Origin of the sequence: Mycoplana azooxidifex (genome assembly GCF_014196765.1) — a bacterium.
Taxonomy (GTDB): Bacteria; Pseudomonadota; Alphaproteobacteria; order Rhizobiales; family Rhizobiaceae; genus Mycoplana; species Mycoplana azooxidifex.
In genome coordinates, this window is record NZ_JACIEE010000001.1 from 29,373 (window position 1) to 43,596 (window position 14,224).

At 64.1% G+C, this 14,224-nt stretch carries 16 protein-coding genes; 6 read left to right on the forward strand and 10 right to left on the reverse strand.

Going from position 1 to position 14,224, the window contains the following annotated elements:
- Positions 1 to 158: 158 nt before the first annotated feature.
- The gene (locus GGQ64_RS00140) at positions 159 to 977 is read right to left on the reverse strand and encodes a cell envelope integrity EipB family protein (protein WP_183797653.1); all 819 of its coding nucleotides are present in this window, start codon (positions 975 to 977) and stop codon (positions 159 to 161) included.
- A gap of 211 nt (positions 978 to 1,188) precedes the next feature.
- On the opposite strand from GGQ64_RS00140, the gene GGQ64_RS00145 reads away from it, so the two are divergent.
- From GGQ64_RS00145 to GGQ64_RS00160, 4 genes are all read left to right on the forward strand, one after another.
- Positions 1,189 to 1,656: a RidA family protein gene (locus GGQ64_RS00145; protein WP_183797655.1), complete on the forward strand. Its 468-nt coding sequence runs from the start codon at positions 1,189 to 1,191 to the stop codon at positions 1,654 to 1,656.
- Positions 1,656 to 2,387 carry a glycerophosphodiester phosphodiesterase gene (locus GGQ64_RS00150; RefSeq protein ID WP_183797657.1) on the forward strand — a complete coding sequence of 244 codons (732 nt, stop codon included), beginning with the start codon at positions 1,656 to 1,658 and terminating at the stop codon, positions 2,385 to 2,387. The genes GGQ64_RS00145 and GGQ64_RS00150 overlap by 1 nt, the downstream gene beginning before the upstream one ends.
- A gap of 2 nt (positions 2,388 to 2,389) precedes the next feature.
- Positions 2,390 to 3,586 (forward strand): GNAT family N-acetyltransferase, encoded by a 1,197-nt coding sequence (locus tag GGQ64_RS00155; RefSeq protein ID WP_183797659.1) that lies wholly within the window; start codon positions 2,390 to 2,392, stop codon positions 3,584 to 3,586.
- A gap of 72 nt (positions 3,587 to 3,658) precedes the next feature.
- Positions 3,659 to 4,084 carry an HIT family protein gene (locus GGQ64_RS00160; RefSeq protein ID WP_183797661.1) on the forward strand — a complete coding sequence of 142 codons (426 nt, stop codon included), beginning with the start codon at positions 3,659 to 3,661 and terminating at the stop codon, positions 4,082 to 4,084.
- A 133-nt stretch (positions 4,085 to 4,217) separates the two neighbouring features.
- Here the strand turns inward: GGQ64_RS00160 and GGQ64_RS00165 are convergent, their stop codons facing one another.
- The 8 genes from GGQ64_RS00165 to GGQ64_RS00200 form a co-directional block, all read right to left on the reverse strand.
- Positions 4,218 to 4,556, reverse strand: coding sequence for an AzlD domain-containing protein (locus tag GGQ64_RS00165; protein ID WP_183797662.1), 339 nt, complete (start codon positions 4,554 to 4,556; stop codon positions 4,218 to 4,220).
- Positions 4,553 to 5,302: an AzlC family ABC transporter permease gene (locus GGQ64_RS00170; protein WP_183797664.1), complete on the reverse strand. Its 750-nt coding sequence runs from the start codon at positions 5,300 to 5,302 to the stop codon at positions 4,553 to 4,555. The genes GGQ64_RS00165 and GGQ64_RS00170 overlap by 4 nt, the downstream gene beginning before the upstream one ends.
- 73 nt (positions 5,303 to 5,375) lie before the next feature.
- Complete coding sequence (clpA, locus tag GGQ64_RS00175; RefSeq protein ID WP_183797666.1) at positions 5,376 to 7,871, reverse strand: ATP-dependent Clp protease ATP-binding subunit ClpA; 2,496 nt, start codon at positions 7,869 to 7,871, stop codon at positions 5,376 to 5,378.
- Between the two features lie 10 nt (positions 7,872 to 7,881).
- Entirely contained in the window at positions 7,882 to 8,232 is a 351-nt protein-coding gene (gene clpS, locus GGQ64_RS00180; protein ID WP_183797668.1) for an ATP-dependent Clp protease adapter ClpS, read from the reverse strand.
- A gap of 255 nt (positions 8,233 to 8,487) precedes the next feature.
- On the reverse strand, positions 8,488 to 8,841 hold the full coding sequence (locus GGQ64_RS00185; protein ID WP_183797669.1) for a phasin family protein: 354 nt from the start codon (positions 8,839 to 8,841) through the stop codon (positions 8,488 to 8,490).
- Between the two features lie 189 nt (positions 8,842 to 9,030).
- A complete protein-coding gene (locus GGQ64_RS00190; protein WP_183797670.1) occupies positions 9,031 to 9,234 on the reverse strand; it encodes a DUF3126 family protein in 204 nt (67 codons plus the stop codon).
- Between the two features lie 95 nt (positions 9,235 to 9,329).
- Entirely contained in the window at positions 9,330 to 10,163 is an 834-nt protein-coding gene (gene cysE, locus GGQ64_RS00195; protein ID WP_183797672.1) for a serine O-acetyltransferase, read from the reverse strand.
- A gap of 80 nt (positions 10,164 to 10,243) precedes the next feature.
- Positions 10,244 to 11,029, reverse strand: coding sequence for an alpha/beta fold hydrolase (locus GGQ64_RS00200; protein ID WP_183797674.1), 786 nt, complete (start codon positions 11,027 to 11,029; stop codon positions 10,244 to 10,246).
- A 178-nt stretch (positions 11,030 to 11,207) separates the two neighbouring features.
- Between GGQ64_RS00200 and GGQ64_RS00205 the strand changes: the two genes are divergently transcribed.
- Positions 11,208 to 11,453, forward strand: coding sequence for a zinc-finger domain-containing protein (locus GGQ64_RS00205; RefSeq protein ID WP_097138376.1), 246 nt, complete (start codon positions 11,208 to 11,210; stop codon positions 11,451 to 11,453).
- A gap of 26 nt (positions 11,454 to 11,479) precedes the next feature.
- Positions 11,480 to 12,652, forward strand: coding sequence for an FAD-dependent monooxygenase (locus tag GGQ64_RS00210; protein WP_183797676.1), 1,173 nt, complete (start codon positions 11,480 to 11,482; stop codon positions 12,650 to 12,652).
- 27 nt (positions 12,653 to 12,679) lie between these two features.
- Here the strand turns inward: GGQ64_RS00210 and GGQ64_RS00215 are convergent, their stop codons facing one another.
- Positions 12,680 to 13,870 (reverse strand): cystathionine beta-lyase, encoded by a 1,191-nt coding sequence (locus tag GGQ64_RS00215; protein ID WP_183797678.1) that lies wholly within the window; start codon positions 13,868 to 13,870, stop codon positions 12,680 to 12,682.
- Between the last annotated feature and the right edge of the window lie 354 nt (positions 13,871 to 14,224).

A 14,224-nucleotide genomic window follows, 5' to 3' on the forward strand; every position in this document is an offset into this window, starting at 1 on the left:
ACCCGTTAGCCCTGCCACCGGCGGAACGATCCGGATTTCTCCCGGAAAGCCCCATGCCTCACGTGTGGAATGCGCTGCCCTTAACCGCAGTCGAGGTCGAAATCAACCCCGGAAGGACGAAAAAGCCGGGATCCGCCCGGCGCCGGCTACTGCGCCGGCTACTTGCACTCGCCCGGCTGGAAGACCTCGAGGTTGGCGAGCTTGCCGGAGAGGACGAAGTCGCCGTAGTCCATCGTCAGGTCGCGGGTGATGCCGTTCTCGTAGAGCTTGAACGACATGCGGTAGATCGGCAGGGCATCGCCGGTCGCGTCGTCGTTGTAATAGGCGATCGTCACCGGCCAGAAAGACTGCTTGGCAAAGGAGCCCGCCTTGGCGGCGTCCGGATCGTCGCTCGCCGGCATTTCCTCCTTGCCGAGGATCGTCGTGGTCATCAGCGTCTTGTCGCCGCTGTCGGAGCCGTCGAAGATGCGCGCCTCGAAGAATCGCTCGCCCTTCTTGGCCCGCTCGATCAGTTCCATCATGTGCTCGGTCGGAAAGATGCTGTCCGCCAGCGCGACCGCGCGCGTGTCCGGCGACGTCAGTTCGACGTTGACCCCGTCCTTTTCGTCCTGGGCGTTGCCGCGCACTTCCTTGTCCAGCTTCTCGTCGGTGAACGAGCGGGTGAGGAAGCGGAAGCTGCGGTTCTTCAGGTCTTCGTAGGTGGTCGTCTGCTGGTCCGTCAGCCGCGTCTCCTCGCCCGTGTTGATCTGGGTGACGAAGCGGAAGCTGACGGTATAGCCCTCGCAGGCATTGCCGTTGAACTCGTAGACCATGCGGCCATACATGCCGGCGATGCCGGAGCGTTCCGAGGCATCCTTGAGCTGCAGGTCGTAGACGGCGCGGTGCGGCGCCAGTCCTGCCGCCGAGACCGACCCTACCGGCAGGGCCGCAATGAACGCCACCGTGCAGAATGCCGGGACAAAGGTTGAGCGAAACATCCGTTTCCTCCTGTTGAACTCGGCCGCGATGTTATAAGTACACATTCGGCAAGAGCGGGGCGCAAGGGCATTGCATGCCGCATTGTAACAGAAAACGCAATCGAGGCGGCATGCCTGCGCACAGTTCGCACATGCCGGCTTTCGAGACACACCTTCAAGCGGCACGCCGCGGCCAGCGGCACCGTCGATAGATCGCAGGATGGAGAAGAGAATGTCCGCCGAAATCGAAAACAGGGTCAAGGAACTGGGCTACGTCATCCCGACCGCCGCCGCCCCCGCCGCCAACTATGTCTCCTACGTGATCAGCGGGTCGATCCTGCACATTTCCGGCCAGTTGCCGATCGCCGACGGCAAGATCGCCGTCACCGGACATCTCGGCAAGGACGTCGACGTCGCCACCGGCCAGAAGGCGGCCGAGCTTTGCGCCGTCAATATCCTCGCCCAGGCGAAGGCAGCCCTCGGCGGCGATCTCTCCCGCATCAAGCGAATCATCAAGATCAATGGCTTCGTCGCCTCCGTTCCCACGTTCGTCGAACAGCACCTGGTGATCAACGGCGCCTCCAACCTCCTCGTCAACGCGCTTGGCGAGCCCGGCAAGCATGCCCGCGCCGCAGTCGGCATGGCGGCCCTGCCGCTGAACGCCGCCGTCGAGATCGACGCGATCGTGGAAATCGCCTGATGCCATCCGGAAAGCTTTCCTGGCTGACCGCGCAGCCGATCGCGCACCGCGGCTATCATGACATGAACCGCACCGTCTGGGAGAACACGCTTTCGGCCTTCTCCCGGGCCGTCGATGCGGGCTTTGCGATCGAATGCGACCTGCAATATGCCGCCGACGGCGTCCCGGTGGTCTTCCACGACGAAAAGCTGGAGCGGCTCTGCGCCATCCCCGGCGACGTGCGCGCGAAGACGTCGGTGGAACTCGGCATGCTCTCGATCGGTGGCACCAAGGACAAGGTGCCGACGCTTGCGCAACTGCTGAAGCTGGTCGACGGCCGCGTGCCGCTGGTCATCGAGCTGAAAGGACTCAAGGACGACGACGAGGGCTTCGTCGCCAGCGTGCTGGAGATCATCGAGGACTACGAAGGGCCGATCGCACTGATGAGCTTCGACCACTGGCTCCTGAAGGAACTGAAGGAACTCGACGCGCCGAGACCTGTCGGCCTGACGGCGGGCGGCATCGACCCGGAAACCTTCTTCGTGCACGAGGAAGCCATGCAACTGGGGCTGGATTTCATCTCCTATTTCTACGCCGACCTGCCCAACCCGTTCATCACCAAGGAGCGCAAGGCGGGGATCCCGGTGATCACCTGGACCGTCCGTGACGGGGCGGCCGTCGAGAAGACCCGCGCGGAAGCCGACCAGATGACCTTCGAGGGCTTCGATCCGCGGGAAAACCTGGTCGCCTGACGATGTCCGACATCTACCGGATCCGTGTCGCCCAGCACTTCGCCGACATTCCGGCGGAGCAATGGTCCAGGCTTTCCGGAGCGGCGCGCGGACTTCCGGGCGCCGTCTACAATCCGTTCGTCAGCCACGCCTACCTGTCGGCTATGGAACAGTCCGGCTCGGCGACGGCCGACACCGGCTGGCTCGGGCAGCATCTCTTGCTGGAGCAGGAGGACGGTACCCTGCTCGGTGCGCTGCCAGCCTATCTCAAGAGCCACAGCCAGGGCGAATACGTCTTCGACCATGGCTGGGCGGACGCCTTCGAACGGGCCGGCGGAAACTACTATCCGAAGCTGCAGGCCTCCGTGCCGTTCACGCCGGCGACCGGACCGCGGCTGCTCCATCGCCATGACCTTGATCCGGCCTCCGTCCGCCAGGCGCTCACTGCCGGCATGAAGGAACTGACCCGGCGGCATGGCATCTCCTCGGCGCATGTCACCTTCGTCCCGGAGGACGAGATGCCGGCGCTCGAGGATGCCGGTTTCCTCCACCGCACCGACCAGCAGTTCCATTTCCTCAACGCCGGCTACCGCTCGCACGACGACTTCCTGCAGACGCTGGCTTCGCGCAAGCGCAAGGCGCTGAAGAAGGAGCGGCGGTCGGCGCTCGAGAACGGCATCGAGATCGACTGGCTGACGGGCAGCGACCTCACAGAGGACATCTGGGACCAGTTCTTCGCCTTCTACATGGATACGGGCGGGCGCAAGTGGGGCCGCCCCTACCTGACCCGCCAGTTCTACTCGCTGATCGGCGAACGGATGGCAGACGACGTCCTGCTCGTCATGGCCAGGCACGGCGGGTGCTATGTGGCCGGCGCCATCAACTTCATCGGTGGGGACGCGCTCTACGGCCGCCACTGGGGCTGCATCGAGGACCATCCGTTCCTGCATTTCGAGGTCTGCTACCATCAGGCGATTGATTTCGCGATCGACCGGGGGCTCGCCCGCGTCGAGGCCGGCGCGCAGGGCGAGCACAAGCTGGCGCGCGGGTACATGCCGGTCACGACCCATTCGGCGCACTATATCAGCCACCCGAGCCTGCGGCGTGCAGTCGCCGACTATCTCGAGCGCGAACGCCAGGACGTCGCGGAGACCGGCGAATGGCTCGCCGGGCACGGCCCCTTCCGCAAGGGCGGCGGGCCTGCATCGGACGAAGACTGATTGATCAATCGCGGCTGGCATGCAGCCGCAGGCAGTTCCGGCCGCAGGGCCGCACATTCGAAGGAGACCATGATGAGCGCCTATGATCCGGACAACATCTTCGCCAAGATCCTCCGCGGCGAGATCCCCTCGCACAAAGTCTACGAAGACGAACACACGCTGGCCTTCATGGACGTCATGCCGCAGGGAACGGGCCATACGCTCGTCGTTCCGAAGGCACCCTCGCGCAACATCCTCGACGCCGACCCGGAAACGCTGTCCCGGGTGATTCCGGTCGTCCAGAAGATCGCTGTCGCCGCCAAGGAAGCCTTCGAGGCGGACGGCGTCACGGTCATCCAGTTCAATGAGCCGGCCGCGGGGCAGTCGGTCTACCACCTGCATTTCCACGTCATCCCGCGCTTCGAGGGCGTGCCGATCAAGCGACATGCGGGCGCAATGGAGGACCAGGGTATTCTGACAGCGAACGCGCAGAAGATGCGCGACGCGCTCGCAGGATAACGGGCCGGGACGACAAGGCCGCTCGGCGCTTGGAGCATGGCGCGCAAATGTGGGTAGCGGTTTTGCGGCGACGACATGCGACAAAACAAAGGCTTAAAGCGCGTAGAGCGAATCCGAAGGATTGCGACGCGCTTCAAGCGCCGAGCGCAAACAGGCCGGCAGCCAGCGTGCCGATGGCGACGATGATGCCGACTAGCTGGTTGCGCCGGAACAGGAAGAAGGCGGCAGCACCCGCCGCGACCGCGCCGATCCGCAGCCACAGCGGCGAGGTCGCCAGTTCGCCGGTCGGATAGACGATGAGCTTGGCGATCACCGCGGCTACGAGCGCGGTGGCGACCGCCCTCACCCAGTGCATCATTTCCGAATTCTCGTCGATGCGGTTGCCGGCAAGCACGCCGAGCCAGCGCCAGATATCGGTCGCAAGCCAGCCGGCGACAGCGATGAAGATGTAGGGCCAGAGCGCCTCGATCATCGCACCACCCCGGCTGCCCGCTTGAGCCGCCAGTGCCGCTCCCCGGCCCAGGCGAGCGTTCCGCCGACAAGGCCGGCAAAGAGGATGTCGAACTCCGGGGCGACCTCGTGAAAGACGACGCCGAGCACCAGGCCGATCCCGAGCGACCAGTAGATCACCTGGTGGCGCGCGGAGACCCAGATCGAGGTCAGGAAATAGATGGGCGTCAGGAAGAAAAGGCAGGCACCGACGAGAGGCGGAAACTGCGTCACCATGAAGTAGGCGATGCCGACGAGCAGGATGTTTGCCGATGTCAACGTGATGCCGAAGCCGGCAAAAAACGCCAGGCGCCCGGTGCGCGGCACCCTGTGCGCCCGCTCCATGGCGAAGACCCAGGCGGTGATCGCCACGAAATGCGACAGAAGCAGCATCAGCCAGGTCGGCGTTTTGCTGTTACGGATTTCCGGCACCAGCGCCGCCACCATCGGCATCATCCGCACGGAGGACAGGGTGACGGCGATGAAGGTGGTGGCCAGATTGGCGCCGGAGAGCATGCTGCCGACGAGGATCACCTTGGCCGGAAGCGCCCAGACCACGCCGGTCATGAACATGACCTGCTCGACCGGGATGCCGCCTTCGGCGGTGAAGGCCGCGAAGCCCACGAACGAGAGCATCAGCATGATCGCCGGGATGCTCCAGATCCCCCGCATGCCCTGAACGAACCAGTACCGCTTCGTCTGCCCTTCGGATATCGCCTCTGCGTCCATACGTCATTCCAGATATTCAACATGAAAATGCCGGGCAGCGGACTGCCCGGCATCGCTCATTCTCTAAAGGCGGTCACTTCTTCCGCGGTACCTTCGGCACGGCACTCCCCTTGCGGGTCGGTGCGGCCGGCTTCTCCGCCTCGGCGGCCTTTGCCGACTTGGCGCGCGGCGAAGACGACGTTGCCGCAACGGTTTCCTTGGCCTTCTTCGGCTTGGCCGCCTTGCGGGCGGGCGAAGCGATCTCGGCCTTCGGCTTGATCCGCGCGGTCTCCGGCACGGCATCGAGGACGATGCCCTTGGTGCCGTCCTCCTTCACGCCGACGGAGACACGGACGACGCCGCCCTTCTTGAGCTTGCCGAAGAGGATCTCGTCGGCGAGCTTCTTCTTGATGTTCTCCTGGATGACGCGCGACAGCGGCCGCGCACCCATCTTCTCGTCGTAGCCCTTCTCCGCCAGCCAGGCGATCGCCTCAGGCTGCAGTTCGAACGTGACGTTGCGCTCCGACAGCTGGGTCTCCAGCTGCATGACGAACTTCTGCACGACCTGGTGGATCACCGGCGTCGGCAGCGAGCCGAACGGGATGATCGCATCGAGGCGGTTGCGGAACTCCGGCGTGAACAGGCGGTTGATCGCCTCCATGTCCTCGCCCTCGCGCTTGGACGAACCGAAGCCGATCGCGGCCCTGGCCATGTCGGACGCGCCCGCGTTCGTCGTCATGATCAGGATGACGTTGCGGAAGTCGATCTTCTTGCCGTTGTGGTCGGTCAGCGAGCCGTGATCCATGACCTGCAACAGGATGTTGTAGAGGTCCGGATGCGCCTTCTCGATCTCGTCGAGCAGCAGCACGCAATGCGGATGCTGGTCGACGCCATCGGTCAGGAGGCCGCCCTGGTCGAAGCCGACATAGCCTGGAGGTGCGCCGAGCAGGCGCGAGACCGTGTGCCGCTCCATGTATTCCGACATGTCGAAGCGCAGGAGCTCGACACCGAGCGAGGACGCCAGTTGCTTGGCAACTTCCGTCTTGCCGACGCCGGTCGGGCCGGAGAACAGATAGCAGCCGATCGGCTTGTTCGGTTCGCGAAGGCCGGCGCGCGACAGCTTGATCGCCGAAGCCAGCGCCTCGATCGCCAGATCCTGGCCATAGACGACGGAGCGCAGTTCCTTCTCCAGGTTGGCGAGAACGGTCTCGTCGTCCTTGGAGACGGTCTTCGGCGGGATCCGCGCCATGGTCGCGATCGTGGCCTCGATCTCCTTCTCGGTGATCAGCTTGCGACGCTTGCCGGCCGGAAGCAGCATCTGCGCCGCACCCGTCTCGTCGATCACGTCGATCGCCTTGTCCGGCAGCTTGCGGTCGTTGATGTAGCGGGCCGAAAGCTCCACGGCCGTCTTGATCGCCTCGTTCGAGTACTTCAGCTTGTGGTAGTCCTCGAAATAGGGCTTCAGCCCCTTCATGATCTCGATGGCGTCGTCGATCGTCGGCTCGTTGACGTCGATCTTCTGGAAGCGGCGGACCAGCGCCCGGTCCTTCTCGAAGAACTGGCGGTATTCCTTGTAGGTGGTCGAGCCGATGCAGCGGATCGCGCCCGAGGACAGCGCCGGCTTCAGCAGGTTCGACGCATCCATCGCGCCGCCGGAGGTGGCGCCGGCGCCGATCACGGTATGGATTTCATCGATGAAGAGCACCGCGCCGGGATACTCCTCCAGTTCCTTGACGACCTGCTTCAGGCGTTCCTCGAAGTCGCCGCGATAGCGGGTGCCGGCGAGAAGCGTGCCCATGTCGAGCGAGAAGATCGTGGCATCCTGCAGCGCCTCGGGCACCTTCTTCTCGACGATGCGCTTGGCGAGGCCCTCGGCGATCGCGGTCTTGCCGACGCCGGGATCGCCGACGTAGAGCGGATTGTTCTTGGAGCGGCGGCACAGCACCTGGATCGTCCGGTTCACCTCGGCGTGGCGGCCGATCAGCGGGTCGATCTTGCCGACCTTGGCCTTCTCGTTGAGGTTGACGCAATAGGCGGTGAGCGCATCCTGCTTCTTGCCGGGCTCCTCCTGCTCGCCCTGCGACCGGGTCTGCTTCTGCTCGTTCTCGGTGTCGTCGGAACCACGCACGGTGCGCGCCTCGGACGTGCCGGGCCGCTTGCCGATGCCATGGGAGATGAAGTTGACGGCGTCGTAGCGCGTCATCTCCTGCTCCTGCAGGAAGTAGGCGGCGTGGCTTTCGCGTTCTGCGAAGATCGCGACGAGCACGTTGGCACCCGTCACCTCTTCCCGGCCGGAAGACTGGACATGGATGACCGCGCGCTGGATCACGCGCTGGAAGCCGGAGGTCGGCTTGGAATCCTCCTCGTAACCCGTCACCAGGTTCGCAAGGTCGTTGTCGACATAGTCGGAAACCGCTTTGCGCAGGGTCTCGAGGTTGACGTTGCAGGCGCCCATGACCGCCGCGGCATCCGCGTCGTCGATCAGCGCGAGAAGCAGATGCTCCAGCGTGGCGTATTCATGATGGCGCTCATTGGCGTAGGTCAGTGCCTGGTGAAGCGCTTTCTCAAGACTGGTCGAAAAAGTTGGCACGTTTCATTCCTCATTTCTTTTCCATGACACATTGCAGCGGATGCTGGTGCTGGCGGGAGAAATCCATCACCTGTGTCACTTTGGTTTCGGCAACCTCGTAGGTAAAAACGCCACACTCACCCACGCCGTGATTATGCACATGCAGCATGATCCGCGTTGCCGCCTCTCGGTCCTTCTGGAAGAACCGCTCGAGGATGTGGATCACGAATTCCATTGGCGTGTAGTCGTCATTGAGAAGCAGCACCCGGTAGAGGCTCGGCTTCTTGGTCTTCGGCTTCGTGCGGGTTATGACGGAAGCGCTGCGACCGGGATTGTCGCCGCTTCCTTCATTGCCCTGCAACCGGCCCGGTATCGAATTCATTCCTGTTCATTCCTCGTGAGTCCGGCTCTCGCATGGATGGGAGCCGCGGCGGCCGACGGTTGCCGTTATCATGCCTACGGTATCTAGTGGTTCCTTTCGGGATTTTAAGGCCCCTGCTTCGTCCTGCAAGGATAATCCAGCGGTGCCGGATTGAAAGCCCGAATTTTAGCGGCCTGTTTTAGCAGCCTGCCCAAAACGGCGAAGGCCGGCGACACTTCCGCGTCGCCGGCCTTCTTAAACATGCGTCTGCGGCGCTCAGGCTGCGACGGCTGCCTTTGCCGCAGCAGCGGCCTTGGCGACAGGAGCCTCGTAGGGCTTGTAGGCGCTCTTGGCGAGGTCGGAATACATCTCACCGATCTTCGTCGCCTCGGCTACGTAGGTCTCGTAGGACTTCTTCAGGAATGAGGTCTGCAGTTCGAAGGCCGCCTCGAGGCTCTTCACGCTCGACAGCTTCTCGAAATGCGCGACGCCCTCCTCGAAGGACTTCTTGGAGTAGTCCGCAGCTTCGGTCGCGATCGCCTGCATGCCCTTGGCCACCGACGAATAGCTTTTCAGGACCGTGTCCACAGCTTCCTTCCCCGTCTTGTTGGCCTCATCAAAATTGAACATCGATTTCCTCCTATATGTCCCACCCGGACGAAGGAAAGCTATATGCAACGCACAATAAAGTCAATTATATGCCGCAGTGCAATATTAGTCAGCAATTGCAAATGCTTGCAACGGGCACCTGACAGGACACAAAAAACCCGGCCGCTTTTTTAGCGCCGGGTTTGATTGGACGGCCGTAAGGCGGCCGGATCAGAGATCGATGTCGAGGATCGCCATCGAGAAGTTGTAGGACAGTTCGCCATCCTCGTCGTCGCGGAAGACGACGCCCAGGAATTCGTCGGCGAGATAGACTTCCGCCGACTCGTCCTTCTTCGGGCGCGCCTTGATGACCATGTCCTTGTTGAAGTTCCGCTTGAAGTAGGCTTCAAGCTTCCTGATCTCTTCGGGCTTCACGATTGCGTCTCCGTATCGGTTCGTTCGCGCCGCTTCTCGCACCTGCGCCGGATGGTGTAAACCCTCAAAAGAGGCCAGTCTCCAGCGTTTTGCGTTCAGATGTCGAAGCCCGCGCCGTGCAGGATCTGATCCATGGCGCGCGACGGTTCCGAACAGCCGGCCTCGCCCACGACCTTGGCCGGGACGCCGGCGACGGTCGATTTCGGCGGCATGTCCTTCAGCACGACCGAACCGGCCGCGATCCGCGAGCAGTAGCCGATGTGGATGTTGCCGAGGATCTTGGCGCCGGCGCCGATGAGGACGCCGTTGTCGATCTTCGGATGGCGGTCGCCGCCCTCCTTGCCGGTGCCGCCGAGCGTGACGTTGTGCAGGATCGAGACGTTGTCTCCGATCACCGCCGTCTCGCCCACGACCAGGCCGGTGGCATGGTCGAGGAAGATGCCCTTGCCGATGCGGGCCGCCGGGTTGATGTCCGTCTGGAACACGCCGGACGAGCGGCTCTGGAGATAGAGCGCGAAGTCGCGCCGCCCGTTCAGGTACAGCCAGTGGGCCAGGCGGTGGGTCTGGATCGCGTGGAACCCCTTGAAATAGAGCACCGGCTCGATGAAGCGCGTGCAGGCCGGGTCGCGATCATAGACCGCCTGGATGTCGACGCGCAGGATCGCGCCCCATTCCGGCCATGCCGTCTGCATCTCCTCGAAGGTCTGGCGCAGGAGGTTGGCCTGGAGGTCCGGATGGTCGAGCCGTTCGCAGACGCGGTGGATCACGCTGGCCTCGAGCGAGGGCTGGTTGATCACCGTCGAATAGAGAAACGCCGCCAGAAGCGGGTCCTCCTGTGCGGCCACGCGCGCCTCCTGCTGAAGGCTGTCCCAGATCGGGTCCATCACCGTCAGCTTCTCGTCGGCGCGCTTCTCATTGCTGGCGACCATCGCCGTACTCCTTCTTGCGTCTCGATCGATATATAAAGCAAACGGCCGCCGGGCGGAATGCCCCGCCGGACACGGACGCGCTATCGGCCGTCGATTTCGGCATAGAACTCCAGAACAGCCTTCTTGAAAACGCGATCGCCGACGGCCAGCATGTGGTCGCGCCCGGGAATGTCGATCGCGCGCGCATCCGGCATCAGCGCGGCCAGCGCCTCCGCCGAGCCGGCGATGTCGTCCTTGGTGCCGACGGCAACGAGCGCGGGCACGTCGATCCGGCCGATGTCTTCAGGCGAAAGAAGATCGCGCGAGGTCATGATGCAGGCCGCCAGCGCCCGCCGGTCGGATTTCGTCTGGTCGGCGAAGCTGCGGAACATCCGGCCGCGGTCGTGGCTGACGTCTTCAAGCGCCGGAGCGAGCAGCGCCTCGGCAATCGGATCCCAGTCCCCTACCCCGTCCACCATGCCGATGCCGAGCCCGCCGAAGACGACGGAGCGGACGCGGTGCGGGTGGCCGATCGCCAGGAAGGCGGTGATGCGCGCCCCCATCGAATATCCCATGACATGCGCGTCGGGAATGCCGAGATGATCGAGCAATGCCGCCGCATCGCCGGCCATCGCGGGAGGATGGTAAAGCGCCGGGTCATGCGGCTTATCGCTGGCCCCGTGGCCCCGGTTGTCGATGCCGATCACCCGGTAGCCGGCGTCGCCCAGCGTCTTGAGCCACCCCGGATAGACCCAGTTGACGTTGGCGGTCGAGGCAAACCCATGGATCAGCAGGACTGGCGCGCCGGCTGGATCGCCCTCGTCGAAGAAGGCGAGCTCGAGACCGTCGTGGCGGAAACGGGAAAAGGTCGGGGGATCGAGATTCATGTCCATGCCTCTTTCTGTGCACCTGTCCTGCGGGCCCTCCGCTCATAGGACGCTTTGCCGCACGATGGAACGCTGCGCGGCGCTTTTTCTCCCCTGCGACTTGACGTTTGCCGCTACACATTTCCACCCAACAGCTATATGGTCCGCCGAAATTTCGACAGACCTTCCGGAGCATCCCATGGCTGGCCACAGCATTCCCCACTTCCAGAACGACGGCGGACACGCGGTGATCGAGATCGGCGTGAAGGAATTCATGTGCGTCGGCGCCTCCGTCCCCTTCGATCATCCCCATATCTTCATCGACATGGGCGACGACAACGAGAAGGTCTGCGGCTACTGCTCCACGCTCTACCGCTACAATCCCTCGCTGAAGGCGACCCAGACGAACCCGGTCGGCTGCACCTTCGCAAACCAGGCCGCCTGATCGATGTCACGTGAAGGGTCGCGCGGATGACCGCGCGAACGGTTGCGATCGTCGGCGCCGGCATTGCCGGACTGACCGCGGCGCTCTGCCTGGCCCGAAAGGGTATCGCCAGTCACCTGATCGAACAGGCCGACCGGCTCGAGGAGGTCGGCGCGGGCCTTCAACTATCTCCGAACGCCTCGCACGTCCTGTCCACGCTCGGCCTCCTTCCCGCCCTCGAGAAGCGCTGGACCGAGCCCGAGCGGATCGCGATCGCCTCCGGGCGCAGCCTGAAGCCGCTTGCACATGTCCCCGTCGGCGCCGATGCCCGGCGACGCTGGCACGCCCCCTACGGCGTCCTTCACCGCGCCACGTTGCAGCAGGTGCTGTTCGACGCGGCACGCGAAAATCCGCTGATTGGCATGACGCTCGGCGTGCGCATGGAAGGCTACGACCGCGCCGCCGAGATTGCGGACCTGATCGGCGTCCGTCCGGACCTGACCGTCGCCGCCGACGGCGTCTGGTCGACGATGCGGGCCGGCGTTCCGGGTGCTGCCAACGCCCGCTTCAGCGGCAACATCGCCTGGCGCTTCATGGTTCCCTTCGCACGGGCGCCGCGCTTTCTCGATCCGCGCGCGGTCACGGCGTTCGTCGGACCTTCGGCGCATCTGGTCGCCTATCCCCTCACCGACGCGAACGCCTTCAATATCGTGGCAATCCACAAGGGCCCGGCCTTCATCAGCCACGGCTGGGAGATGCACGCCGGGCAAGCCGGAGCAACCTTTCGGCTCGACGCCTTCTCCGGCTGGAACAAGGACATCGTGGCTCTCTTGAGTCTCGCCGAGAAGCCCCTCGCCTGGCCGCTCTATGAATGCGGCGACGGGCGCTGGTTCGACGGCAACGATCTCGTGCTGATCGGCGACGCCGCGCATGCGACGACGCCCTTTGCGGCGCAGGGCGCGGCAATGGCGATCGAGGACGCGGCCGAACTCGCGCAGGCCGTTGCGAACGCTTCCGAGGTCCGGAGCGCCCTTGCGGGCTTCGAGACACAGCGCCGCCAGCGCGTCCGTCGCGTCCGCGCACGGGCCGATTTCAACCGCTTCGCCTACCACGCGCGCGGCCCGGTGGCGCTGGTGCGCGATGTCGTGCTGGGCTTGCGAAGCCCCGAACGCCTGGCGGCCGATCTCGACTGGCTCTACGGCTATCGGCCCGACATCTGAGCGCAGGCGCCCGGCAGCCGCTCTCCTCTAGACCGCCCGCGCCGCCGCCAGTCCGCGTTCGATGTCGGCGCGCAGGTCGGCCATGTCTTCGAGACCGATCTGGAGCCTGACCACTGGCCCGTTTTCCGGCGCCTTGCAGATGCGGCGGTCGCTCAGGTTCACGTGCACGGCAAGGCTCTCGAACCCGCCCCAGGAATAGCCGAGGCCGAAGATCTTCAACGCATCGAGGAAGGCGTGCGCCTTGGCCTTGAACCGGCCGGGGTCGCCGCCGTCGAGCACGATCGAGAAGATGCCGCTCGCGCCCTTGAAATCGCGCTTCCACAGCGCGTGCCCCGGAAAGCTCGGCAGGCCGGGATGGAGAACGGAGGCGACGTCGTCCCTTCCCTCCAGCCACTCCGCAAGCCGCATCGCACTCTCCTGGTGCCGCTCCAGTCGCACGCCCATGGTCCTGAGCCCTCGCAGGATCTGGTAGGAATCGTCGGGCGATCCGCAGATCCCGAGGGCGAAATTGCCATCCCAGAGTTGCCGCCAGTGTGCGGCATTGGCCGAGACCGTGCCCATTAGGATGTCGGAATGGCCGGAGGGATATTTCGTGGCCGCGTGGATCGAGATGTCCACGCCGAAATCGAGCGGGCGGAAATAGAGCGGCGTCGCCCAGGTGTTGTCCAGGGTGACGACCGCGCCGCCCTTGTGCACGGCATCGGCAATGGCGCGAACGTCCTGCATCTCGAAGGTGTTCGAACCGGGCGCCTCGAGATGCACGAGTTTCGTGTTCGGCTTCATCAGGGACGCGATCCCCGCCCCGACGGAGGGGTCGTAGTACTCGACCGTCACCCCCAGCCGGGTCAGCATCGTGTCGCAGAAGTGCCGGGTGGGGCTATAGACCGAATCGACGACGAGCGCGTGGTCGCCGGCCGACAGGAAGGCCAGGAACGGGACGCTGACGGCGGCGAGCCCCGAGGGCACGAGGATGGTCCCGGCCGAACCTTCCAACTCGTCGATCGCAGCGCAGAGCGCATCCGTGGTCGGCGTGCCGCGCGTGCCGTAGCTGTATTTCTGCGCCCGCTTCTCCATCGTCGCCGCATTCGGGAAAAGCACGGTGGAGGCGTGCACGACCGGCGGGTTGACGAAGCCGTGGAACTCGGCCGGGTCGTTGCCGACATGGGCCAGTCGGGTGTTCGGGCCGGCGCCGGCCAGCACGTCTTTCTTGTCAGTCATCAATCGGAATCCGCAGGGTTGCTTGGTGGGAACATGGCACTTTCCAGAGCCTGATTTGCGTGGTCAAGCCAATTTTGCTGAAGTACCCATCACGCGCAAGTGACGGATCAGGCCTCAGGGAGCGGCTTCGGAAGCGCTTTTTTTGAGCTCGGCATGCACTTTCCCAGCTGATTTTGCTTATTTATTTGCCAATGGCAGTGAGATTCACCAGCTTGCTTGGAAAACGGGCTCCCACTCTTGACCCTGCGTCGTTTTGAGCATGAGATAGATCAACTCGCGCCGGGAGGGTGACGAGTGCCGGCGGCGTTCCCGCACCGTGGCAGCGCCAACCGGACGAAGAAAGACAAATAGAAC